The 23,030-nt window shown below is 60.2% G+C and carries 20 protein-coding genes; all 20 read left to right on the top strand.

Annotated features, from left to right (window positions below; translation table 11 throughout):
* Positions 1 to 13: 13 nt before the first annotated feature.
* The 20 genes from GH665_RS20940 (at position 14) to atpD (ending at position 22,962) form a co-directional block, all read left to right on the top strand.
* Positions 14 to 1,228 carry an ABC transporter substrate-binding protein gene (locus tag GH665_RS20940; protein ID WP_153138018.1) on the top strand — a complete coding sequence of 405 codons (1,215 nt, stop codon included), beginning with the start codon at positions 14 to 16 and terminating at the stop codon, positions 1,226 to 1,228.
* Between the two features lie 197 nt (positions 1,229 to 1,425).
* A complete protein-coding gene (locus GH665_RS20935; protein ID WP_153138016.1) occupies positions 1,426 to 2,310 on the top strand; it encodes a branched-chain amino acid ABC transporter permease in 885 nt (294 codons plus the stop codon).
* Positions 2,310 to 3,281 (top strand): branched-chain amino acid ABC transporter permease, encoded by a 972-nt coding sequence (locus GH665_RS20930; protein WP_167530990.1) that lies wholly within the window; start codon positions 2,310 to 2,312, stop codon positions 3,279 to 3,281. The genes GH665_RS20935 and GH665_RS20930 overlap by 1 nt, the downstream gene beginning before the upstream one ends.
* Before the next feature lie 520 nt (positions 3,282 to 3,801).
* Positions 3,802 to 4,968 carry an ABC transporter substrate-binding protein gene (locus tag GH665_RS20925; RefSeq protein WP_153138012.1) on the top strand — a complete coding sequence of 389 codons (1,167 nt, stop codon included), beginning with the start codon at positions 3,802 to 3,804 and terminating at the stop codon, positions 4,966 to 4,968.
* A gap of 394 nt (positions 4,969 to 5,362) precedes the next feature.
* A complete protein-coding gene (locus GH665_RS20920; protein WP_153138010.1) occupies positions 5,363 to 6,523 on the top strand; it encodes an ABC transporter substrate-binding protein in 1,161 nt (386 codons plus the stop codon).
* A gap of 210 nt (positions 6,524 to 6,733) precedes the next feature.
* The gene (locus GH665_RS20915; RefSeq protein WP_046567308.1) at positions 6,734 to 7,789 is read left to right on the top strand and encodes a branched-chain amino acid ABC transporter permease; all 1,056 of its coding nucleotides are present in this window, start codon (positions 6,734 to 6,736) and stop codon (positions 7,787 to 7,789) included.
* A gap of 4 nt (positions 7,790 to 7,793) precedes the next feature.
* Entirely contained in the window at positions 7,794 to 9,578 is a 1,785-nt protein-coding gene (locus tag GH665_RS20910) for a branched-chain amino acid ABC transporter ATP-binding protein/permease (protein ID WP_153138008.1), read from the top strand.
* Between the two features lie 11 nt (positions 9,579 to 9,589).
* Positions 9,590 to 10,342 carry an ABC transporter ATP-binding protein gene (locus tag GH665_RS20905; protein ID WP_174258484.1) on the top strand — a complete coding sequence of 251 codons (753 nt, stop codon included), beginning with the start codon at positions 9,590 to 9,592 and terminating at the stop codon, positions 10,340 to 10,342.
* A 175-nt stretch (positions 10,343 to 10,517) separates the two neighbouring features.
* Positions 10,518 to 12,476: a tRNA uridine-5-carboxymethylaminomethyl(34) synthesis enzyme MnmG gene (gene mnmG / locus GH665_RS20900; RefSeq protein WP_153138006.1), complete on the top strand. Its 1,959-nt coding sequence runs from the start codon at positions 10,518 to 10,520 to the stop codon at positions 12,474 to 12,476.
* Complete coding sequence (rsmG, locus tag GH665_RS20895) at positions 12,473 to 13,156, top strand: 16S rRNA (guanine(527)-N(7))-methyltransferase RsmG (protein WP_153138004.1); 684 nt, start codon at positions 12,473 to 12,475, stop codon at positions 13,154 to 13,156. Before mnmG ends, rsmG begins: the two co-directional genes overlap by 4 nt.
* 93 nt (positions 13,157 to 13,249) lie before the next feature.
* Positions 13,250 to 14,041 (top strand): ParA family protein, encoded by a 792-nt coding sequence (locus GH665_RS20890; RefSeq protein WP_153138002.1) that lies wholly within the window; start codon positions 13,250 to 13,252, stop codon positions 14,039 to 14,041.
* 18 nt (positions 14,042 to 14,059) lie between these two features.
* A complete protein-coding gene (locus GH665_RS20885; protein ID WP_153137999.1) occupies positions 14,060 to 14,947 on the top strand; it encodes a ParB/RepB/Spo0J family partition protein in 888 nt (295 codons plus the stop codon).
* Positions 14,948 to 15,742: 795 nt separating this feature from the next.
* A complete protein-coding gene (locus GH665_RS20880) occupies positions 15,743 to 16,288 on the top strand; it encodes an ATP synthase subunit I (RefSeq protein ID WP_153137997.1) in 546 nt (181 codons plus the stop codon).
* 172 nt (positions 16,289 to 16,460) lie between these two features.
* Positions 16,461 to 17,312 (top strand): F0F1 ATP synthase subunit A, encoded by an 852-nt coding sequence (atpB, locus tag GH665_RS20875; protein WP_153137995.1) that lies wholly within the window; start codon positions 16,461 to 16,463, stop codon positions 17,310 to 17,312.
* Positions 17,313 to 17,406: 94 nt separating this feature from the next.
* Positions 17,407 to 17,676: a F0F1 ATP synthase subunit C gene (gene atpE / locus GH665_RS20870; RefSeq protein ID WP_007180033.1), complete on the top strand. Its 270-nt coding sequence runs from the start codon at positions 17,407 to 17,409 to the stop codon at positions 17,674 to 17,676.
* A gap of 138 nt (positions 17,677 to 17,814) precedes the next feature.
* On the top strand, positions 17,815 to 18,285 hold the full coding sequence (locus GH665_RS20865; RefSeq protein ID WP_054038575.1) for a F0F1 ATP synthase subunit B: 471 nt from the start codon (positions 17,815 to 17,817) through the stop codon (positions 18,283 to 18,285).
* 2 nt (positions 18,286 to 18,287) lie between these two features.
* On the top strand, positions 18,288 to 18,827 hold the full coding sequence (locus tag GH665_RS20860) for a F0F1 ATP synthase subunit delta (protein WP_028198435.1): 540 nt from the start codon (positions 18,288 to 18,290) through the stop codon (positions 18,825 to 18,827).
* 58 nt (positions 18,828 to 18,885) lie between these two features.
* Complete coding sequence (gene atpA, locus GH665_RS20855) at positions 18,886 to 20,427, top strand: F0F1 ATP synthase subunit alpha (RefSeq protein ID WP_028198436.1); 1,542 nt, start codon at positions 18,886 to 18,888, stop codon at positions 20,425 to 20,427.
* Positions 20,428 to 20,566: 139 nt separating this feature from the next.
* Positions 20,567 to 21,451, top strand: a complete 885-nt coding sequence (gene atpG, locus GH665_RS20850) for a F0F1 ATP synthase subunit gamma (RefSeq protein ID WP_028198437.1) — start codon at positions 20,567 to 20,569, stop codon at positions 21,449 to 21,451.
* Positions 21,452 to 21,567: 116 nt separating this feature from the next.
* Complete coding sequence (gene atpD / locus GH665_RS20845) at positions 21,568 to 22,962, top strand: F0F1 ATP synthase subunit beta (RefSeq protein ID WP_011490289.1); 1,395 nt, start codon at positions 21,568 to 21,570, stop codon at positions 22,960 to 22,962.
* The last annotated feature ends 68 nt before the right edge of the window (positions 22,963 to 23,030 follow it).

Raw genomic sequence — 23,030 nt, 5'->3', positions numbered from 1 at the left:
ACAGGAGACAGGAATGAAAAAGAACCCACTCGCGCGGCTTGCCACACTGTGTTTCGCGGTTGCCGCCGGCGCCGCGTTGACGATGACGAGCGCGCAAGCGGCCGACGATGCGGTGAAGATCGGCTTCATCACCGACCTGTCGGGTCTGTATGCGGACATCGACGGCCAGGGCGGCCTCGAAGCGATCCGCATGGCGATCGCCGACTTCGGCGGCAAGGTCAACGGCAAGCCGATTACGCTGGTCTACGCCGATCACCAGAACAAGGCGGATATTGCCTCGTCGCGCGCGCGTGAGTGGTTCGATCGTGACGGCGTCGATCTGCTGATCGGCGGCACGAACTCGGCGACCGGTCTGGCGATGAACACGGTGGCCGGCGAGAAGCACAAGGTCTACATCAATATCGGCGCCGGCGCCGACACGCTGACCAACGAGCAGTGCACCCCGTACACGGTCCATTACGCGTACGACACCACGGCGCTGGCCAACGGCACGGGTTCGGCCGTGACGAAGCAGGGCGGCAAGACGTGGTACTTCCTGACGGCCGACTACGCGTTCGGCAAGGCACTGGAAAAGGCGACTTCGGACGTCGTGAAGGCGAATGGCGGGCAGGTGCTGGGCGCCGTGCGTGCGCCGCTGTCGGCTTCGGACTTCTCGTCGTTCCTGTTGCAGGCGCAGGCCTCGAAGGCGCAAATTCTTGGCCTCGCGAATGCCGGCGGCGATACGGTCAACTCGATCAAGGCCGCGAAGGAATTCGGCATCACGAAGACGATGAAGCTGGCTGCGCTGCTGATGTTCATCGACGACGTGCATAGTCTGGGTCTGGAAACCACGCAAGGTCTGGTGCTGACAGACAGCTGGTACTGGAACAAGGACGCCGCCACGCGCAAGTGGGCGCAGCGCTATTTCGACAAGATGAAGAAGATGCCGTCGAGCCTGCAAGCGGCTGATTACTCGGCGACCATGACCTATCTGAACGCGGTGAAAGCCGTCGGCTCGACAGACAGCGATAAGGTGATGGCGCAACTGAAGAAGACCAAGATCGACGACTTCTACGCGAAGGGCTACATCCGTCAGGACGGCAGCATGATCCACGACATGTACCTGATGCAGGTGAAGACGCCGGCCGAATCCAAAGAGCCGTGGGACTACTACAAGATCATGGCGACGATCCCGGGTGAACAGGCGTTCACGACCAAGGCGCAGACGCGCTGCACGTTGTGGAAATAAACGCAGACTGATAACCAGATGACCATCATCCTGCCTCGCCGGGCGGGAATTGCATAGTGCCACGTTGGTACACAGGATGATGGCAAGCCGCTTCACATGCCGGCATGCGGTCGGGCGGATGACTCGCCGATCGCATGCCGGGCGGACCGTACATAACCGATCTCATCCTGACGATGGCTTAAGGGATTAAGGCTTCAATGGAAATCTTTGGCGTTCCGCTACCGGCGATGCTGAGCCAGTTGTTGCTGGGGCTCGTGAACGGCTCGTTCTACGCGATTCTGAGCCTGGGCCTTGCAGTGATCTTCGGCTTGCTCAACGTGATCAATTTCGCGCACGGCGCGTTGTTCATGCTTGGCGCGATGCTCGCGTGGATGGGCCTGTCGTATTTCGGTCTGCCGTACTGGGTGATGCTGGTGCTCGCACCGCTGATTGTCGGCGTGTTCGGCATCGTGATCGAACGCTCGATGTTGCGCTGGCTGTACAAGCTCGATCATCTGTATGGGCTGCTGCTCACCTTTGGACTCACGCTGGTTGTCGAAGGCGTGTTCCGTTCGATCTACGGTTCTTCCGGCCAGCCCTACGACGTGCCGGCAGCACTCTCTGGCGCGACCGATCTCGGCTTCATGTACCTGCCGAACTATCGCGCGTGGGTGGTGGTGGCGTCGCTCGTGATCTGCTTCGCGACGTGGTTCGTGATCGAGAAGACGCGCCTTGGCGCCTATCTGCGCGCAGGCACTGAAAACCCGAAACTGGTCGAGGCTTTCGGGGTCAACGTGCCGTTGATGATTACGCTCACCTATGGCTTCGGCGTCGCGCTGGCGGCGTTCGCCGGCGTGCTGGCCGCGCCGGTGATTCAGGTCTCGCCGCTGATGGGCCAGCCAATGATCATCACCGTGTTCGCGGTGGTCGTGATCGGCGGCATGGGTTCGATCATGGGCTCGATTCTGACCGGCCTGATGCTCGGCGTGATCGAAGGGCTGACGCGCGTGTTTTACCCGGAAGCGTCGGCGACCGTCGTCTTCGTGATCATGGCGCTCGTGCTGCTGGTGCGCCCGGCGGGTCTCTTCGGCAAGGAAAAATGATGCAGAGAAAAGTGCTCTACGGTCTGCTGCTGATCGCGCTGCTCGCGGTGCCCGTGCTCGGCATCTATCCGCTGTTCGTCATGAAGGTGCTGTGCTTCGCGTTGTTCGCGGCGGCCTTCAATCTGCTGATCGGCTACACGGGTTTGCTCTCGTTCGGCCACGCAATGTTTCTCGCCTCGGCCGGTTATGTCACCGGCTATGCAATGCAGACGCTCGGCTTCTCGCCGGAGCTGGGTGTGCTGGCCGGCACTGCTGCGGCGACGCTGCTTGGTCTGGTGGTCGGCCTGTTTGCGATCCGTCGGCAGGGCATCTACTTTGCGATGGTGACGCTGGCGCTCGCGCAGATGGTCTACTTCGTGTTCCTGCAGGCGCCGTTCACGCACGGCGAGGACGGGCTGCAAGGCGTGCCGCGCGGCAAGCTGTTCGGCCTGCTGGATCTGTCGTCGGACGTGACTTTGTACTTTGTCGTGCTAGCCGTGATGGTGGCGGCGTTCCTGCTGATCGTGCGGATCGTGCACTCGCCGTTCGGGCAGGTGCTGGTGGCGATCAAGGAGAACGAGCCGCGCGCCGTATCGCTGGGCTACGACACCGATCGCTTCAAGTTGCTGGCTTTCATTCTGTCCGCGGGGCTTGCCGGTTTGGCGGGTTCGCTCAAGGTGCTGGTGCAGGGCTTTGAGACGCTGAGCGACGCGTACTGGACCATGTCGGGTCTGGTGATCCTGATGACGCTGGTGGGCGGCATGGGCACGTTGTTTGGCCCGCTGCTCGGCGCGGCGCTGATCGTAGCGCTCGAAGACCGGCTCGGCGATATCGGTACGGCGCTGGCGGCCACTACCGGAATCGACTGGTTCCGCTCGCTTGGCGAGTCCGTGACCATCGTGACCGGCGTGATTTTCATTGCTTGCGTGCTGGCGTTCCGGCGCGGCATTGTCGGTGAGATTGTCGCGCGAGTGCGGCCATTGCGAGCCTGAAAACGGCAGCGGATTTTAAATTGATTTGGTCTCCGATATAATTCGGCACCTCTGAATCGGCCAGAGTTGCTCTTGTGTTGTGCGTGAATTTCCACCCGCGATCAAAGGCGCACGAAACGTGCCCCAAATTTGTGCCGCAGTGCACCACTAGGGTAATTGCTAGTTGTAAGGGATTAGGTGCTCGTTTAATCTTCATGCAGTTCTGATGCACCACGAATTTTGCAGGTGGAGAACGAGGAGACAATGAGGCACTCAGTGCCCAGACGAAAGCGCTGTTGGATTGATATCCAACAGCGCTTTTTATTTGGCTTTTTCATAAAGCGCCATTCAATTCTTCTGCTAATTCGGTGACCCTTTTTTATTCACCGAACCACATCCGGGTTCAACAGTTTCCAGCCTGCAAAATGCTTGCAGTGCGGGGCTTTCGTCCGCTAAACTCGCCATTCACCGACCGCCTGGTCGGCGATTGAAATTCATGGATTTAAATTCAATTGAATGACGGGGTAGTTCGAGGAGCGGGATGAAGTCGGCATTGCGATGGATAAGCGCGGCATTGGTCGCAACGGGAGTATCCGCAGCATGGAGCGGCCATGCATTCGCGGACGTGAAAATCGGTGTGACGGTATCGGCAACCGGACCGGCTGCATCGCTTGGTATTCCGGAAAAGAACACAATCGCGCTGCTGCCTAAAGAGGTGGCGGGCCAGAAAATCGATTACATCGTGCTGGACGACGCCACGGATTCGACCCAGGCCGTCAAGAACGCGCGCAAGCTCACTAGCGAAGATCACGTAGATGCATTGATCGGTTCGACCGTCGTGCCGAACTCGCTGGCCATGATCGACGTCGCCGCTGAAAGCACTACGCCGATGATCTCCATGGCCGCGGCGGCGAGCATCGTTGAACCGATGGACGCGAAGCGCGCATGGGTCTTCAAGACGCCGCAGAACGACATTCTGATGGCCACCGCGATCGCGCAGCACATGGCGAATCACGGCGTGAAGACAGTCGGGTTCATCGGCTTTGCGGATGCGTACGGTGAAAGCTGGTTCAAGGAGTTCGGCAAGGCGGCCGATCTCGCGAAGATCAAGGTCGTCGCGAACGAACGCTTTGCGCGTAGCGATGCTTCGGTGACCGGCCAGGTGCTGAAGATCATGTCGCAGCATCCCGACGCGGTGCTGATCGCCGGTGCGGGCACCCCGGCTGCGCTGCCGCAAAAGACCCTCAAGGAGCGTGGCTACCAGGGCAAGTATTATCAGACGCACGGCGTCGCCAATAATGACTTCCTGCGCGTGTGCGGCAAGGATTGCGAAGGCACCTATCTGCCGGCCGGTCCGCTGCTGGTTGCTGAGCAATTGCCCGATTCGAACCCGGTGAAGAATACTTCGCTCGCATATAAGCATGCGTATGAAGCCGCATACGGCGCCGGTTCGGTGTCGACATTCGGCGGTCACGCATGGGATGCAGGCTTGCTGCTGCAACGCGCGATCCCGCTTGCGCTGAAGAAAGCCCAGCCGGGCACGCCTGCGTTCCGCGAAGCGCTGCGTGCGGCACTCGAAAACACGAAAGACATGCCCGCTTCCCACGGCATCTTCAACATGAGCGCGAACGACCATGCTGGTCTCGACCAGCGGGCGCGTGTGATGGTGGAGATCGTCGGCGGTAAGTGGAAGCTGTCCGGCGACTGAGCGAAGGCGACGCGATACGGGACCCCATCAAAAAAGACGCGAGCAGTTGACGCGTCTTTTTTATTGTCCGCGTTTGATGGGAGATGATGAAAGCGCGGTCAAAGTGGGGTTAACGCAACGTGGCTGGGTAGCGGGTTTCGGGACAAACCCGCATTCGGGCGACAGTCTATTGACCGTAAATGATGCAAAACGCAATACTACTAACATGTTAGTGGTTGATGCACAAGAAATCGCAGCAGTGGTTCGCAGCAGGGGAGTGGCACCAGAATGGCGAAGGCATTGACGCTGAGCAGGGAAAACCATGCTTGGCATGCCTGAACCCTATAACTAGATTCAGACACCCGGCCTGTGCGCCGGATTACAGATACGCGCTTCAAAGCGTTTGGAGACTTGCATGAAAAAGACAAAGCAATGGGTACGCACCGGTATCGCGATGGCGTTGATGTGCGGCGCGGGCGCTGCCTTCGCGCAGGTGAAAATCGGCGTCACGCTGTCCACCACGGGGCCGGCCGCATCGCTCGGGATTCCTGAAAAGAACACGATCGCGCTGCTGCCGAAAGAGATTGGCGGCAAGACGGTGCAGTACATCATCCTCGATGACGCGTCGGATACCGGCAAGGCCGTGCAGAACACGCGCAAGCTGATCGACGAAGACCACGTCGACGCCATCATCGGTTCGACCGTTACGCCGAATTCGCTGGCGATGCTCGATCCCGCAGCCGAAGGCAAGACGCCGGTGATCTCGCTGGCGGCATCGGCCGCGATCATCTCGCCGATGGACGCCAAGCGCGCATGGGCCTTCAAACCGCCGCAAAACGACAGCCTGATGGCTGACGCGATCGCCGACTACATGGAGCATCACGGCGTGAAGACGGTCGGCTTTATCGGTTTTGCGGATGCATACGGGGACGGCTGGAACAACGTGTTCACCGCTGCGGCTGCGGCACACAATCTGAAGATCGTCTCCAACGAACGCTTTAACCGTACCGATGCGTCGGTGACCGGCCAGGTGTTGAAGACAATGAGCGCGAACCCGGACGCGGTGCTGATCGCCGGCGCGGGTACGCCGTCGGCACTGCCGGCCAAAACGCTCAAGGAGCGCGGCTACAAGGGCAAGGTCTATCAGACGCACGGTGTCGCGAATAACGACTTCCTGCGCGTGTGCGGCAAGGATTGTGAAGGCGAATTCCTGCCGGCCGGCCCGATCCTGGTGGCGGATCAACTGCCGGATTCGAATCCGGTGAAGAAGTCGTCGGAAGCCTACAAGGCCGCGTATGAGAAAGCGTATGGCACGGGTTCGGTGGCGACGTTCGGCGGTCACGCATGGGATGCCGGCCAGATGTTGCAAGCTGCGATTCCGGTCGCGCTGAAGACCGCTCAGCCGGGCACCGAAGCGTTCCGCGTGGCACTGCGCGGCGCACTGGAAAACATCAAGGAACTGCCGGTCTCGCACGGCATCATGAACACCACGCCGACCAACCACAATGGCCTCGACAAGCGTGCACGCGTGATCGTGCAGATCGTCGACGGCAAGTGGAAGCTGCAGAACGACTAATAACAAAAAGCGGTACGCGCCTCTCGCGCAACTTGCGGCGCATGACTGATGCCGCATTGCCATTCTGTTCGATAACAATGGCAACGACCGCCGCGCCGTGTCCCGGCGCGGCGGTCGCCTTTTCTGGCATTGCAGGCCGGTGGCCGGCCGCGGGTTCTGCCGCCACGACTGTTTCCCGATTTCGATTTCGACGCTTCAGGACGAGGAAGTATGGATCTATCAATTGCGGCGATCCTCGCGCAGGACGGCATCACCACCGGCGCGATTTACGCGCTGCTCGCGCTCGCGCTGGTGCTGGTGTTCTCTGTGACGCGAGTGATCTTTATCCCGCAGGGGGAGTTTGTGTCGTACGGTGCGTTGACGCTTGCCGCACTGCAGACGCAAAAATTTCCTGCGACGTGCTGGTTGCTGATGGCGATGGGCGCGGCGTGCTTCGTCGTCGAGATCGCGGGGCTGGTGCGGCACCCCGAAAGGCGTCGGCATGCGGCTCGCACGCTGGTGATGCTGGTCGGCAAATACCTGCTGTTCCCGGTCGCGGTGTACGCGCTCACGCAAGGCGTTTTCCTGCACCCACTGCCGATGATCGCTCAGATCGCGCTGACGCTGCTGATCGTGATTCCGATGGGACCGTTCGTCTACCGGCTCGCGTATGAGCCGATCGCGGAGGCAACCACGCTGCTGTTGCTGATCGTGGCGGTGGCGGTGCACTTTGCGATGGTCGGCCTCGGGCTCGTGATGTTCGGTGCGGAAGGCTCGCGCACCACGGCATTCTCCGACGCGACCTTCAATCTCGGCAGCCTGTCGATATCCGGGCAGAGTTTGTGGGTGGTCGGCACGGCGGTGGTGCTGATCGGCGGCCTGTATCTGTACTTCGATCGCTCGATCTCCGGCAAGGCGCTGCGCGCGACCTCGGTGAACCGGCTCGGCGCGCGGCTCGTCGGCATCGGCACGACGCAGGCGGGGCGTCTCGCGTTCACGCTCGCTGCGGGCCTCGGTGCGCTGTGCGGCATCCTCGTCGCACCCTTGACCACCATCTACTACGACTCGGGCTTCCTGATCGGTTTGAAGGGCTTCGTGGGGGCGATTATCGGCGGCCTGGTCAGCTATCCGCTGGCTGCCGCAGGTTCGATCCTCGTCGGTCTGCTGGAGTCGTATTCGTCGTTCTGGGCGAGCGCTTACAAGGAAGTGATCGTGTTCACGCTGATTATTCCGGTGCTGCTGTGGCGGAGTCTGGCCAGCCCGCACTCGGAAGAGGAAGAGGAGTGACACGATGAAACGGATCATGCAAAACAAGTTCTTCTGGTTGTTTCTCGTGGTGCTGTTCGCGCTGCCGGTGTTGCCGCACCCGATTCACGTGCCCGAGTACTGGGTGACGCTGCTCAACTACATCGGCCTGTACTCGATCGTCGCGATTGGTCTCGTGCTGTTGACGGGTATCGGCGGGATGACGAGCTTCGGGCAGGCGGCGTTCGTTGGTATCGGTGCGTATGCAACCGCGTATCTGACCACGACGTACGGCGTGTCGCCGTGGCTGGCGTTGATCGCGGGCGTGGTGGTGACGGCGTTGATCGCGCTGATGCTGGGCCTCGTGACGATGCGGCTGTCGGGCCACTTTCTGCCGCTCGGCACGATCGCGTGGGGGCTGGCGCTGTTCTACCTGTTCGGCAACCTCGAGATGCTCGGCAAGTACGACGGCATCAATGGAATTCCCGTGCTGAATGTTTTTGGCATCGACCTGGAGTCCGGTCGCCATATCTATTACCTGATCTGGGTGGTGGTGCTCGGCGCGGTGATTTCTGTTCAAAACCTGCTTAATAGCCGGCCGGGGCGAGCGATCCGCGCCTTGCGCGGCGGCGGGATGATGGCCGAGGCGATGGGCGTCAACACGGCGTGGATGCGGGTGGTGATCTTTGTCTATGCCGCAGTGTTGGCGTCGATTTCCGGTTTTCTGTATGCCCATCTGCAACGCGCAGTGAATCCGACGCCGTTTGGTCTGAACCACGGCATCGAGTTTCTGTTCATGGCGGTGGTGGGCGGCGTGTCGCATGTCTGGGGCGCGTTGCTCGGCGCGGCGATCCTGACGGTGTTGCAGGACTATCTGCAAACCCTGCTGCCGAAGCTGCTGGGCGAGAACGGCAACTTCGAAGTGATCGTGTTTGGCATCCTGATGGTGCTGCTGCTGCAATACGCTCGCCAGGGCGTTTGGCCGTTTGTCGCGCGGTTTTTCCCGAAGGGGTCGCGCGCACATCTGTCGGACCATGCTGAACCGTTGCCGCAACGCAGCAAACCGGCCGCGGGCGAGAATCTGCTGACGGTGAATAAAGCGCGCAAGCAGTTCGGTGGTCTGGTCGCGGTGAACGATGTCAGCTTCGATGTGAAAGCCGGGCAGATCATCGGTTTGATCGGCCCGAACGGCGCTGGCAAGTCGACTACCTTCAATCTGGTCACGGGCGTGTTGCAGGCGACGAGCGGGGAGATTACCTTCCGCGGCGAACGTATCGATTCGCTGAGTTCACGTGAAATCGTCAAGCGTGGCATTGGCCGTACGTTCCAGCACGTCAAGCTGCTGCCCGGGATGACCGTGCTCGAGAACGTCGCGATCGGCGCGCATCTGCGCGGCCACGCCGGTGTGTGGCGCAGTGTTGCGCGACTGAACGGCGCTGAGGAAGCGCGCCTGATGGCCGAAGCGGCTCGCCAGATTCGTCGCGTCGGGCTTGAGCAACATATGTACGACGAGGCGGGCAGCCTGGCGTTGGGGCAGCAGCGAATTCTCGAAATTGCACGCGCCTTGTGCTGTGACCCGACCTTACTGTTGCTGGATGAACCCGCCGCCGGTCTGCGGTATCAGGAAAAACTGCAACTGGCGGACTTGCTGCGTCGTCTGAAGGCCGAAGGCATGAGCGTGCTGCTGGTCGAACACGATATGGATTTCGTGATGAATCTCACCGATCGACTGGTTGTGATGGAGTTCGGCACGCGGATCGCAGAAGGCTTGCCGCAGGATGTCCAGCAAGACCCGGCTGTGCTTGAGGCTTATCTGGGCGGGGTGGAGTGATGGAGAACACGATGAATGCAGCCGCACCGATTCTCGACGTGAATGGTTTGTCGGTCCGCTATGGCAAGGTCGAAGCGCTGCACGGCGCGGCGATCAAAGTGCGGCCCGGGCAGATTGTCTCGGTGATTGGGCCGAACGGCGCGGGTAAGTCCACGTTGCTGAATGCGATCATGGGCGCGTTGCCCACTACGGGGCATGCGAAAGGCGAGGTTCTCTATCAAGGTGAAGACGTCAGCGCGGTGCCGGTCGAAAAGCGGGTCGCGCGCGGCATGTGTCTGGTGCCGGAAAAGCGCGAACTGTTTGCGTCGATGACTGTTGAAGACAATCTGGTGCTCGGCGCGTATCGGCGCAAGCGGGCAGGGGAGCGCAACTTTCTCGATCAACTCGAGCCGGTCTTTACGCTTTTTCCTCGCTTGAAAGAGCGCCGGAAGCAGGCGGCCGGTACGCTATCGGGTGGCGAACGGCAGATGCTGGCGGTCGGTCGTGCGTTGATGGGCAAGCCCGATCTGCTGATGCTGGACGAACCGAGTCTGGGTCTTGCTCCGCTGATCGTGAAGGAAATTTTCCACATCATTAGCGCGCTGCGGCAGACCGGCGTTGCCACGCTGTTGATCGAGCAAAACGCCCGCGCGGCGCTGCAGATTTCCGATTACGGCTACGTGCTTGAAACCGGTGAACTGGCGCTGGAGGGGCCCGCAGCCGATCTGGCGCAGAATCCACGCGTGATCGAGACGTACCTGGGGCTGGCCAAGAAAGTGGCTTAGGTCTCTTTTTTCGGTTGAGTCGCTGTGGCTCAAAGCGGTGTGTTTCACGTGAAACACACCGCTTTTTTGTTGCCTGGCCATTCGGACGAAATTCGGGCCTAAACCGAACCCGTTATAATTCGCCCATACATTTTCCTTTGAAAGGCTCACGCGACGATCTGGCGTGAGATCCGCGATGCTTTTTCCCACAGAATTTGACGTAATCGTCGTCGGCGGCGGTCATGCCGGCACCGAAGCCGCTTTGGCTTCGGCTCGCATGGGCAATACCACCCTCCTGCTGACGCATAACATCGAGACCCTCGGTCAGATGAGCTGCAACCCGTCCATTGGCGGGATTGGCAAGGGCCACCTGGTGAAGGAAGTCGATGCGCTCGGTGGAGCCATGGCGGCCGCGACGGACGAGGGCGGTATTCAATTCCGCATCCTCAATTCGTCGAAGGGGCCTGCTGTTCGCGCAACGCGCGCGCAGGCGGACCGTCTGCTGTACAAGCAAGCGATCCGGCATCGGCTGGAGAATCAGCCGAATCTATGGCTGTTCCAGCAAGCGGTCGACGATCTGATGGTGGAGGGCGACCGGGTGGTCGGCGCGGTCACGCAGGTGGGGATTCGTTTCCGCTCGCGCGCCGTGGTGCTGACGGCCGGGACATTCCTCGACGGCAAGATTCACGTGGGTTTGAACAATTACACGGGTGGCCGCGCTGGCGATCCGGCAGCGGTCTCATTGTCTGCCCGCCTTAAGGAATTGAAGCTGCCGCAAGGCCGTCTCAAGACCGGGACACCGCCGCGAATCGACGGTCGGACGATCGATTTTTCGATGCTGGAAGAACAGCCGGGCGATCTGGACCCGGTGCCGGTCTTCTCGTTTTTGGGACGTGCGGAGCAGCATCCGCGTCAAGTACCGTGCTGGGTCACGCATACGAACGAGCGTACGCACGACATTATCCGCGGAGGTCTCGATCGATCGCCCATGTATACGGGCGTGATTGAAGGGGTCGGGCCGCGGTACTGCCCGTCGATCGAGGACAAAATTCACCGTTTCGCGTCGAAGGAATCGCATCAAATCTTCCTCGAACCGGAAGGGCTGACGACGAACGAGTTCTATCCCAATGGGATTTCCACCAGTCTGCCGTTCGACGTGCAGCTTGAGCTCGTGCGTTCGATGCGGGGCTTGGAGCACGCGCATATTCTGCGGCCGGGCTATGCGATCGAGTACGACTACTTCGATCCGCGTGGGCTGAAGGCGTCGCTGGAAACCAAGGTGATCAACGGACTATTCTTTGCGGGCCAGATCAACGGCACGACCGGCTACGAAGAAGCTGCTGCGCAGGGTTTGCTGGCGGGGATTAACGCCGGCTTGCAGGTGCAGGGCAAGGACGCATGGTGCCCGCGCCGCGATCAGGCCTATCTGGGCGTTCTCGTCGACGATCTGGTCACGCGTGGAGTGTCGGAGCCGTACCGCATGTTCACCAGCCGCGCCGAATACCGGCTGAGTCTGCGTGAAGATAACGCCGATATGCGCCTGACCGAGATGGGTCGCGAACTCGGTGTGGTCGACGACGTTCGTTGGGACGCATTCAGCCGCAAGCGCGATGCTGTTTCACGTGAAACAGAGCGTCTTCGTACGACGTGGGTCAATCCTAAGACCTTACCGGCGGAAGAGGCGACCGCCTTGCTCGGCAAGCCGATTGACCACGAATATAGTTTGGCTGATTTGCTGCGTCGTCCGGGCGTGACGTACGACGGCGTCTGTGGTTTGCGCGCAGGCGCATGTGCTGCGCCTGAAACGCTAGCCGAGGACGACGTTCTGCTCGCCCAGATCAAGGAGCAGATCGAGATCGGTATCAAGTATCAGGGCTATATCGATCGTCAGGCCGATGAGATCGAGCGGAATGAGTCGCACGAAAGTACGCGTCTGCCGGAGGGATTGGACTACGCCGAGGTAAGAGGGCTGTCGTTTGAAGCGCGTCAGAAACTGACGCAATTCCGTCCCGAAACCATCGGTCAGGCGTCGCGTATCTCCGGCATCACGCCGGCGGCGATCTCCTTGCTGATGGTTCACCTGAAACGCGGTTTGGGGCGCCGTGCCGCGAAACCCGCCGAACCCGGCACCGATAGCACGCCGGTGGTGCAATGACGGTGGGGCAGAAGGGAAGCGGTAACGAGGCATTGTCGCCGCTGCTGGCGAGCGGTGTTCGCGAACTCGGTCTTGATCTGAGCGAGGCGCAACTCTGCAAACTGCTCGACTACGTTGCGCTGCTGTCCAAGTGGAACGCCGTCTATAACCTGACGGCGATTCGCGATCCGCGGCAAATGCTGATACAGCACATCCTGGATTCGCTTTCGATCGTGCCGCACCTTGCTACGCGCGGCGCATCTTCCGTGCTGGACGTGGGTTCCGGTGGTGGCCTGCCGGGTATCGTGCTCGCTATTGTGCTGCCCGACTGGACCGTCACCGTGAACGATATCGTTCACAAGAAGACGGCTTTTCAGGCGCAGGCCAAAGCCGAACTCGGCCTTGCGAATCTGTCGGTTGTCACGGGCCGCGTCGAGACTTTGCAGCCGGGCGCCGAAGTGCCGGCGAAGTTCGACGTAATCGTGTCGCGCGCATTCGCAGAGCTCGCGGATTTCGTTACACTGGCCCGTCATCTGGTTGCGGAGCAGGGCGCGATCTGGGCGATGAAAGGCGTGCGTCCGGATGGTGAGATCGAGCGTCTGCCGGCGGGTGCCCACGTGGAGCAGATCATTCGGCTGAACGTGCCGTCGCTCGACGCGGAGCGGCATTTGATCAAGGTTTTGGTGGACGCCGACAACTGACGGCCACCGGCAGGTTCGGGGCGCGCACCGCGGCCTGAAAGCGCTTTCTACTTTATTCAAGCAGTTTTAAGCAGCAAAAGGGACACACCAACGATGGCAAAAATCTTCTGCGTTGCAAACCAGAAGGGTGGCGTCGGCAAGACGACGACGGCAGTCAATCTGGCCGCGAGCTTGGCAGCGCAGGGACAGCGAGTCCTTCTCATCGATCTGGACCCGCAAGGCAACGCCACGATGGGCAGTGGCATCGACAAGGCCGCGTGCACGAACACCGTCTACGAGGTACTCGTGGATGGGGTGTCGGTGGCAGATGCGCGAGTCCGTCCAGAGGCTGTCGGCTACGACGTGCTGCCTGCGAATCGTGAACTGGCGGGTGCCGAAGTCGAACTGGTCAGCGTGCAGAACCGCGAGCGTCAAATGAAGATCGCCTTGACGGCGGTCGAAAGCGAATACGACTTTGTGCTGATCGATTGCCCGCCGGCGTTGTCGCTGCTGACACTCAATGGCTTGTGCGCCGCGCATGGCGTGGTGATCCCGATGCAGTGCGAGTACTTCGCGCTCGAAGGTCTGTCTGACCTGGTCAACACGATCAAGCAGGTGCACGCGAACCTGAATCGCGATCTGAAGGTGATCGGCCTGCTCCGCGTCATGTTCGACCCACGCATCACATTGCAGCAGCAAGTTTCGGATCAGTTGAAGGAGCACTTCGGCGACAAGGTGTTCGACGTGGTAATTCCGCGCAATGTACGTCTTGCCGAGGCGCCGAGCTATGGGTTGCCGGGTGTCGTGTTCGATAAGGCCTCGCGTGGCGCGCAGGCGTATGTGCAGTTCGGTGCAGAGATGATTGAGCGGGTGCGCACATTGAATGACGCGCCCCAGGCGTCCTAAGCGGATCGAGGAAGCACAATGAACGCAGTAGCAAGAAAGAAGGGGTTGGGCCGCGGTCTGGAAGCATTGCTGGGTGGCAGTGCGGATATTACCGAGGTGGTGGCGATCGAGGGCGCGCCGAACGTGCTGCCGCTCAGCAAGCTGCAGGCGGGCAAGTACCAGCCGCGTACGCGTATGGACGAAGGCGCGTTGCAGGAGCTGGCAGCCAGCATTCGTGCTCAAGGATTGATGCAGCCGATCCTCGTGCGGCCGGTTTCGGCGGATAAGTACGAGATCATTGCCGGCGAGCGGCGTTTCCGCGCTGCACGCATAGCCGGTCTCGATGAGGTGCCGGTGCTGGTGAAGGACGTGCCGGACCAGGCCGCCGCGGCAATGGCGCTGATCGAGAATATCCAGCGCGAAGATCTGAATCCGCTGGAAGAAGCGCAGGGCATTCAGCGCTTGCTCGACGAGTTCAATTTCACGCACGAGCAGGCGGCTGAATCGGTGGGCCGCTCACGCAGTGCCGTATCGAATCTGCTGCGTTTGCTCAATCTGGCGACACCGGTGCAGACGATGTTGCTGGCGGGTGATCTCGACATGGGGCACGCACGTGCGCTACTGGCCGTTGATGCCGCGACGCAAATCACGCTGGCCAATCAGGTCGTCAACAAGCGCATGTCGGTCCGCGAGACCGAAAAACTGGTGACGGCGACCACCAAGGCTGCGCCGACAGTGAAGGCACGGGCGAATCAGGACGGCGGCCGCGACACGCGACGGCTCGAAGAGGAGTTGTCCGATCTGCTTGCCGCAACGGTTAAGATCAAGCTCGGCCGGCGCGGCCGCGGCCAGGTGCTGGTGGACTTCGGCGATCTGGACGCACTGGAAGGCATTCTTGTCCGGTTGCGCGGCAACGCTACGGCGTGAGGGCGGCAGGTTCGATCTGTGGCGGACGTTGGGCGGGCTTGCGGCCTCGTTGGGCCACGCGTCTGCTTCCCCCCGCAAACGGCGTCAGGCGGGGTTCTCTTTGGTAGCAGCGGCGTCGCGGTTGTACTTGCCGCAGGCGTCGCCCGATTGATGAGTTCTCAGATAGATTGGTAGCCTACGCGGATTCGCATTGGATTCCTGATTATTTGACGTGTTTAATAATAAGGATTCCAATGTATTGAGTTGCGCCGCCGTTTTCCCGGTGGCGCCTGCATGGTGGGAGGGTGTGCCTTGAAGAGGCGGCCGTTTGCGGCGGTAGGGTAGGTGGTGACATGCCGTAGGAGGTGCCTGACTGCCGGCCGTGTCGATCGCCCGGTGTCGAGGGTAGCGTCCAACGTTGTTCGATTTCAATGAGGAAGGGACTGCGGCCTACTCGTAGCCGCCCCGCCTTTACCCGGCGCCGTCCTTTATGTCCACCAAAGCTGACGAAAATGATCGTCTGTTGCATTTTTGAGACGTCCGCAGCAGCGTCGAAACGACACATCGGCGAGCTTCAATCGACTCGATTCATCGCGCATGTTTTGCCATCCCCCGACCGCCTTACATTTGCCGTGTATAGGCCGCCCGAGAGGACGTTTCCGCATCGTGAAGGTCGTTTTCACACAGGTTATTGAACGGCCTAAAGTCTTGAATTGCCTGCAACTATCGCTTACAATCGCCCGGATTTAATTGCACGGCAACCCCGTAAGCGCAGCGTAAGCTCGCGGGCTGGAACAAGACTTTCGGAACACTGCGATGGCGGTTAAAACGTCGAATCAAGCGCCGAAGAATGGGCGTGACGACCACCGCGCTGAACGCACCGTTTCCGATGCGTCCACCGGTCAGCACGTTACAACTGACGATGCGTGGGATGTCGAGCAACAAGATAACAATATCGTTCCGCTCACCCGGGTCGAGGCTGAAAAGCTGTTTGGCCCGAATGTGAGTCGTCCATCGCGCGTTACGCCTTTCAAGGTCGTGGCGGCGCAAATGGTTTTGTCCCTGGGTGCGACGCTGGTGTGGTGGCTGTTCTACAAGCCGCCGGGCGCTGCTGCGCTGTCCGCGTTCCTGGGGGGGGCGATCTGCTGGGTGCCGAGCGCGCTGTTCGCGGCACGTCTTAGAACGCTGAGCGGCGCCAAAACAGCAATGAGCTGGATGATCGGCGAAGCGCTCAAGATGGGGACAACGATCGCGATGTTTGTAGTCATCGCCTTCTGGTATCACGACGTATGCTGGGTGCCGCTGCTCGTGACTTACCTCATCGCGCTCAAGACGTACTGGATCGCCCTCGCGTGGCGTTAAGGTCGTAGCAGAGAGTAGCAGCACAAAAGCAGCACAAAATTCAGGCCGGCGCGTAGCGCTGGCGTAAGGAGTGCGGATATGACACGATCCGCACCCGGTGTGTTCCCGCAATACAGCATTGCGGCGGGAACGGCCTAAGACGATTTTCGACAATTTGGGTGGCATTAACGATATGGCAGCTAGCGAAGGCACGCGCGCTCTGGATCCGTCCGAGTACATCGCGCACCACTTGCAGAACTTTTCCACCGCGCACCAGACGTCGATTTTCGACATTCACGTGTGGAATCTGGACACCCTTTTCTGGTCGATCGTTTGCGGTCTGGCCACCATCGCCATCCTGCATCTTGCTGCTCGCAAGGCAACGTCCGGCGTGCCGGGCCGTTTCCAATGCGCAATCGAAATGCTGGTCGAAATGGTCGAGGATCAATCGAAGTCGATGATCCACGGCTCGCGTACCTTTATCGCTCCGCTGGCATTGACCGTGTTCGTCTGGGTTGCCCTGATGAACTCCCTCGACTTCATCCCCGTCGATCTGCCGGGCCGCGTGATCGGCTGGCTGGGTCTGTCGCAAGTCATTCCCCATCATCGCATCGTGCCGACCGCCGACCTGAACGGCACGCTCGGCATCGCGCTCGGCGTGTTCGCGCTGATGATTTACTACAACTTCAAGATCAAGGGCGCAGGCGGTTTCGTGCATGAACTGCTGTCGGCTCCGTTCGGCGCGCATCCGCTGCTGTGGATCCCGAACCTTGCATTGAACATCATCGAGTTCGTCGCAAAGACGGTTTCGCTCGGCATGCGGCTGTTCGGCAACATGTACGCGGGCGAGCTGTTGTTCCTGCTGATTGCCCTGCTCGGCAGCATGTGGGGTTTCGGCGCGGACGCGTCAGTGCTCGGCTTTATCGGCCACGTCATCGCAGGCACGGTTTGGGCGATCTTCCACATCCTGATCGTTTTCCTGCAGGCATTCATTTTCATGATGCTGACGTTGGTGTACATCGGACAGGCACACGACAGCCACTAATCACGGCGTGTCGAACGACGAATTGTTTTTAGTTTTGTTTTATTTAAATCCCAGTTCCAACCAGTTCTAAAAGACTTTTCACAAAGGAGTGATCATGCAAGCTTTCATCGCCAACATCCAGGGTCTGACCGCCATCGGTATCGGCATCATCATCGGCCTGGGTGCAATCGGCGCCTGTATCGGTATCGGCCTGATGGGTGGCAAGTACATCGAAGCATGTGCGCGTCAGCCGGAACTGATGAACCCGCTGCAAACCAAGATGTTCCTGCTGGCTGGTCTGATCGATGCGGCGTTCCTGATTGGCGTTGGTGTGGCAATGCTGTTCGCGTTCGCGAACCCGCTGCTGTCGAAGCTGGCAGGCTGAGGTTCCTCGGAAGTTTGCGCCTGAGCTATAACTGGTAAAGGCGCAGGGCGGAACGGGCACTTGGGCGCTGATCGAATACAGAATCGATGAGCGCCTTGCCGTTTCACTTTCCGAACTAGCAACGTTTAAGGAAACACCGTGAATCTCAACGCAACCCTGTTTGCGCAAATGGTCGTGTTCCTGATCCTCGCGTGGTTCACGATGAAGTTCGTGTGGCCGCCGTTGATCAACGCCCTCGACGAGCGCTCGAAGAAGATCGCTGACGGTTTGTCGGCTGCTGAAAAGGGTAAGGCGGAACTCGAAGCCGCCCACAAGCGCGTCGACCAGGAACTCGCTCAGGCACGCAATGACGGTCAGCAACGTATTGCTGACGCAGAAAAGCGCGCAGTGACAGTCGCTGACGAAATCAAGGCTCAAGCACAAGCTGAAGCCGCTCGCATCATCGCGCAAGCGAAGGCCGACGCGGAACAGCAAGTCGTGAAGGCGCGCGAAACGCTGCGCGGCGAAGTCGCCGCACTGGCAGTGAAGGGCGCTGAACAGATCCTGAAGCGCGAAGTCGACCAGGCAGCTCACGCTGACCTGCTGAATCAACTGAAAGCCGAGCTCTGATCATGGCCGAACTTGCAACCATCGCCCGTCCGTACGCAGAAGCGCTGTTTGGCGTGGCCGAAGCTGGTGACATCGCCGCCTGGTCCACGCTCGTGCAGGAGCTGGCACAGGTTGCGCGTCTGCCCGAAGTGCTGTCGATCGCCTCGAGCCCGAAAGTAAGCCGTGCCCAGGTCAGCGAACTGCTGCTGGCTGCGGTCAAGTCACCGCTCAAGGACAACGCGCAAGCGAAGAATCTGGTGCAAATGCTGGTGGATAACCATCGCCTGCAATTGCTGCCGGAAATCGCTACGCAGTTCGAAGAGTTGAAGAACGCCCGCGAAGGGGCGGCAGATGTGCTGATCGTCAGCGCATTCCCGCTCGAAGGCGCGCAGTTGAACGAACTCGTCGCAAGTCTCGAACGCAAATTCAAGCGCAAGCTGAAGCCGACGGTCGAAGTCGACTCGTCGCTCATCGGCGGCGTGCGCGTGACGGTCGGCGACGAAGTGCTCGATACCTCGGTCCGCGCGCGGCTTGCCAGCATGCAGACGGCTCTGACGGCCTGAAGCGCCCGAGGCGCTTCAGCAGCTGGCACGCAACAGAATTGACTATCAGGAGCGAATAATGCAACTCAATCCCTCTGAGATCAGCGAGCTGATCAAGAGCCGGATCCAGGGCCTTGAAGCGAGCGCAGACGTTCGCAACCAGGGCACCGTGATCTCCGTGACCGACGGTATCGTGCGCATCCACGGCCTGTCGGAAGTGATGCAGGGCGAAATGCTCGAATTCCCGGGCAACACCTTCGGTCTCGCACTGAACCTCGAGCGCGACTCGGTCGGCGCCGTGATTCTGGGTGAGTACGAACACATTTCGGAAGGCGACATCGTCAAGACGACGGGCCGCATTCTCGAAGTGCCGGTGGGTCCGGAACTGCTCGGCCGCGTGGTCGATGCACTCGGCAACCCGATCGACGGCAAGGGCCCGATCAACGCGAAAAAGACCGACGCAATCGAAAAGATTGCTCCGGGCGTGATCTGGCGTAAGTCGGTTTCGGAACCGGTTCAAACCGGTCTGAAGTCGATCGACGCGATGGTGCCGGTTGGCCGTGGCCAGCGCGAGCTGATCATTGGCGACCGCCAGTGCGGCAAGACCGCAGTCGCAGTCGACGCGATCATCAACCAGAAGGGCAAGAACCTCTTCTGTATCTACGTCGCGATCGGCCAGAAAGCTTCGTCGATCATGAACGTGGTGCGCAAGCTGGAAGAAACCGGCGCGCTGGAATACACGATCGTCGTGGCCGCTTCGGCTTCGGAATCGGCCGCGATGCAATACCTCGCACCGTACGCCGGCTGCACGATGGGCGAATACTTCCGCGACCGCGGTCAAGACGCCCTGATCGTTTATGACGATTTGACCAAGCAAGCCTGGGCATACCGTCAGATCTCGCTGCTGCTGCGCCGCCCGCCGGGCCGTGAAGCTTATCCGGGTGACGTGTTCTATCTGCACTCGCGTCTGCTGGAACGTGCTGCTCGCGTTTCGGAAGAGTACGTCGAGAAGTTCACGAACGGCGAAGTGAAGGGCAAGAGCGGTTCGCTGACGGCACTGCCGGTCATTGAAACGCAAGCAGGCGACGTGACCGCATTCGTTCCGACGAACGTGATCTCGATTACCGACGGCCAGATCTTCCTGGAAACCGACCTTTTCAACGCAGGTATCCGCCCGGCAATTAACGCCGGCGTGTCGGTGTCGCGCGTTGGTGGTGCGGCACAAACCAAGGTCGTGAAGAAGCTGTCGGGCGGTATCCGTACCGACCTCGCACAGTACCGTGAACTGGCTGCGTTCGCGCAGTTCGCATCGGACCTCGACGAAGCGACCCGCAAGCAACTGGAGCGCGGCCGCCGCGTGACGGAATTGCTCAAGCAGCCGCAATATCAGCCGTTGCAAGTGTGGGAACTGGCTGTCTCGCTGTTCGCAGCGAACAACGGCTACCTCGACGATCTGGAAGTTGCGCAAGTGCTGCCGTTCGAAAAGGGCCTGCGCGACTATCTGAAGTCGAGCCACGCTGACCTGGTCAAGCGCATCGAAGATACCAAGGAACTCTCGAAGGACGACGAAGCCCTGCTGCATACGGCTCTCAAAGACTTCAAGAAGTCCGGCGCTTATTGATTTGCGAGTGATCCGCAAGGCATAAAAGGACCTTGAAGCGGCGCGGGCCGCAAGCAACTGAACCCGCGCTGCTTAGATCGCTTTGCATGGGACCCGAGTAAGCGCTAAAGCGCTAACTTGGGCCGACAAGGAGCAAGCAATGGCTGGAATGAAGGAAATTCGCGGCAAGATCAAGAGCGTGCAAAACACGCGCAAGATCACGAAAGCGATGGAGATGGTGGCCGCATCGAAGATGCGCCGCGCTCAGGAGCGCATGCGCGCTGCTCGCCCGTATGCCGACAAGGTCCGCGATATCGCTGCGCACATGAGCCGTGCGAACCCGGAGTATCGTCACCCGTTCATGGTGTCGAACGAAGGTGCGAAAACGGCCGGCATCATCCTCGTCACAACCGATAAAGGGTTGTGCGGCGGGATGAACACCAACGTGCTGCGTGCGTCGCTGCAGAAGTTCAAGGAACTGGAAGGCCAGGGCAAGACGATCGAAGCAACTGCGATCGGCACCAAGGGTCTGGGCTTCCTGAACCGTCTGCGCGCCAAGGTGGTGTCGAATGTCGTGCATCTGGGCGACACGCCGCATCTGGAAAAGCTGATCGGCGCGGTGAAGGTGCAACTCGACCTGTACTCGGAAGGCAAGGTTTCAGCGGTGTACCTCGCGTACACGCGCTTCGTCAATACGATGAAGCAGGAGCCGGTGATCGAGCAACTGCTGCCGCTGTCGGCAGAGCAGTTCGAGCGCAAGGAAGAGGACGGCACGACGCCGAGCACGCAGTGGGACTACATCTACGAGCCGGATGCACAGGCAGTGGTGGACGAACTGCTGGTGCGTTATGTCGAAGCGCTGGTCTATCAGGCTGTCGCGGAAAACATGGCATCGGAGCAGTCGGCACGAATGGTCGCAATGAAGGCCGCTTCGGACAACGCGAAGACGGTTATCAACGAACTGCAGCTCGTGTACAACAAGAGCCGTCAGGCCGCGATCACGAAAGAACTGTCGGAAATCGTCGGTGGCGCGGCGGCGGTCTGACCCTAACGGTCAGGCATGCCGCTTCGTGTGCGCCTTCGTGGCGCACCCCACCTTGGCGGTCCCATCGAAATTGCGCCTTTGCGCGAGTGAAGAATTGAGTATCTAAAGGAAAAGCGATGAGTACTACTGCTTTGGTAGAAGGCAAGATCGTACAGTGCATCGGCGCGGTGATCGACGTGGAATTTCCGCGTGACCACATGCCGAAGATTTACGACGCGCTCATTCTCGAAGGTTCGGAACTGACCCTCGAAGTCCAGCAGCAGCTGGGCGACGGCGTTGTCCGTACCATCTGTCTGGGTGCATCGGACGGCCTGCGCCGCGGTACGACGGTGAAGAATACCGGCAAGCCGATCAGCGTGCCGGTCGGCAAGCCGACCCTCGGCCGGATCATGGACGTGCTGGGTCGCCCGATCGACGAAGCCGGCCCGATCAACTCGGACGTGGTTCGCGGTATTCACCAGAAGGCTCCGGCGTTCGACGAACTGTCGCCGTCGACGGAACTGCTCGAAACCGGCATCAAGGTTATCGACCTAATCTGCCCGTTTGCGAAGGGCGGTAAGGTTGGCCTGTTCGGTGGCGCCGGCGTGGGCAAGACCGTGAACATGATGGAACTGATCAACAACATCGCTAAAGAACACGGTGGTTACTCCGTGTTCGCCGGTGTTGGCGAGCGTACCCGTGAAGGGAACGACTTCTATCACGAAATGAAGGACTCGAACGTTCTCGACAAGGTCGCGCTGGTGTACGGCCAGATGAACGAGCCGCCGGGCAACCGTCTGCGCGTCGCGCTGACCGGCCTGACGATGGCTGAGCACTTCCGTGACGAAGGCCTCGACGTGCTGTTCTTCGTCGACAACATCTACCGTTTCACGCTGGCCGGTACCGAAGTGTCGGCACTGCTCGGCCGTATGCCGTCGGCAGTGGGCTATCAGCCTACGCTGGCTGAAGAAATGGGTAAGCTGCAAGAGCGTATTACGTCGACCAAGACCGGCTCGATTACGTCGGTGCAAGCCGTGTACGTCCCTGCGGATGACTTGACCGACCCGTCGCCGGCTACGACCTTCGGCCACCTTGACGCAACCGTCGTGTTGTCGCGTGACATCGCTTCGCTGGGTATCTATCCGGCCGTGGACCCGCTCGATTCGACCTCGCGTCAGATCGACCCGAACGTGATCGGTGAAGAGCACTACTCGATCACGCGCGGTGTGCAGCAAACGCTGCAGCGCTACAAGGAACTGCGCGACATTATCGCGATTCTGGGTATGGACGAACTGGCGCCGGAAGACAAGCTCGCCGTGGCGCGCGCTCGTAAGATCCAGCGTTTCCTGTCGCAGCCGTTCCACGTCGCTGAAGTGTTCACGGGCTCGCCGGGCAAGTACGTGCCGCTGAAAGAAACGATTCGTGGCTTCAAGATGATCGTTGAGGGCGAGTGCGACCACCTGCCGGAGCAAGCGTTCTACATGGTCGGCACGATCGACGAAGCCTTCGAAAAGGCCAAGAAGATCCAGTAAAGGTCGGGTGTATAGAAGCGGGCGCCGGCCAATGTCGGTGCCCTCGAATTACGCTCACCAGGAGTCGA

The sequence above is a fragment of the Paraburkholderia agricolaris genome (assembly GCF_009455635.1).
Taxonomy (GTDB): domain Bacteria; phylum Pseudomonadota; class Gammaproteobacteria; order Burkholderiales; family Burkholderiaceae; genus Paraburkholderia; species Paraburkholderia agricolaris.
Note: the sequence above shows the minus strand (reverse complement) of the source record. Positions and strands in the feature narration are given on the sequence as shown.

Excerpts from the sequence above, each read along its gene's own strand:
- atpD (WP_011490289.1), top strand. The coding sequence starts at position 21,568 with ATGAGTACTACTGCTTTGGTAGAAGGCAAGATCGTACAGTGCATCGGC.
- GH665_RS20910 (WP_153138008.1), top strand. The coding sequence starts at position 7,794 with ATGAAACGGATCATGCAAAACAAGTTCTTCTGGTTGTTTCTCGTGGTG.
- atpG (WP_028198437.1), top strand. The coding sequence starts at position 20,567 with ATGGCTGGAATGAAGGAAATTCGCGGCAAGATCAAGAGCGTGCAAAAC.
- atpB (WP_153137995.1), top strand. The coding sequence starts at position 16,461 with ATGGCAGCTAGCGAAGGCACGCGCGCTCTGGATCCGTCCGAGTACATC.
- GH665_RS20935 (WP_153138016.1), top strand. The coding sequence starts at position 1,426 with ATGGAAATCTTTGGCGTTCCGCTACCGGCGATGCTGAGCCAGTTGTTG.
- GH665_RS20885 (WP_153137999.1), top strand. The coding sequence starts at position 14,060 with ATGAACGCAGTAGCAAGAAAGAAGGGGTTGGGCCGCGGTCTGGAAGCA.
- rsmG (WP_153138004.1), top strand. The coding sequence starts at position 12,473 with ATGACGGTGGGGCAGAAGGGAAGCGGTAACGAGGCATTGTCGCCGCTG.
- atpE (WP_007180033.1), top strand. The coding sequence starts at position 17,407 with ATGCAAGCTTTCATCGCCAACATCCAGGGTCTGACCGCCATCGGTATC.
- mnmG (WP_153138006.1), top strand. The coding sequence starts at position 10,518 with ATGCTTTTTCCCACAGAATTTGACGTAATCGTCGTCGGCGGCGGTCAT.
- GH665_RS20890 (WP_153138002.1), top strand. The coding sequence starts at position 13,250 with ATGGCAAAAATCTTCTGCGTTGCAAACCAGAAGGGTGGCGTCGGCAAG.
- GH665_RS20920 (WP_153138010.1), top strand. The coding sequence starts at position 5,363 with ATGAAAAAGACAAAGCAATGGGTACGCACCGGTATCGCGATGGCGTTG.
- GH665_RS20940 (WP_153138018.1), top strand. The coding sequence starts at position 14 with ATGAAAAAGAACCCACTCGCGCGGCTTGCCACACTGTGTTTCGCGGTT.
- atpA (WP_028198436.1), top strand. The coding sequence starts at position 18,886 with ATGCAACTCAATCCCTCTGAGATCAGCGAGCTGATCAAGAGCCGGATC.
- GH665_RS20905 (WP_174258484.1), top strand. The coding sequence starts at position 9,590 with ATGAATGCAGCCGCACCGATTCTCGACGTGAATGGTTTGTCGGTCCGC.
- GH665_RS20915 (WP_046567308.1), top strand. The coding sequence starts at position 6,734 with ATGGATCTATCAATTGCGGCGATCCTCGCGCAGGACGGCATCACCACC.
- GH665_RS20880 (WP_153137997.1), top strand. The coding sequence starts at position 15,743 with ATGGCGGTTAAAACGTCGAATCAAGCGCCGAAGAATGGGCGTGACGAC.
- GH665_RS20860 (WP_028198435.1), top strand. The coding sequence starts at position 18,288 with ATGGCCGAACTTGCAACCATCGCCCGTCCGTACGCAGAAGCGCTGTTT.
- GH665_RS20930 (WP_167530990.1), top strand. The coding sequence starts at position 2,310 with ATGCAGAGAAAAGTGCTCTACGGTCTGCTGCTGATCGCGCTGCTCGCG.
- GH665_RS20925 (WP_153138012.1), top strand. The coding sequence starts at position 3,802 with ATGAAGTCGGCATTGCGATGGATAAGCGCGGCATTGGTCGCAACGGGA.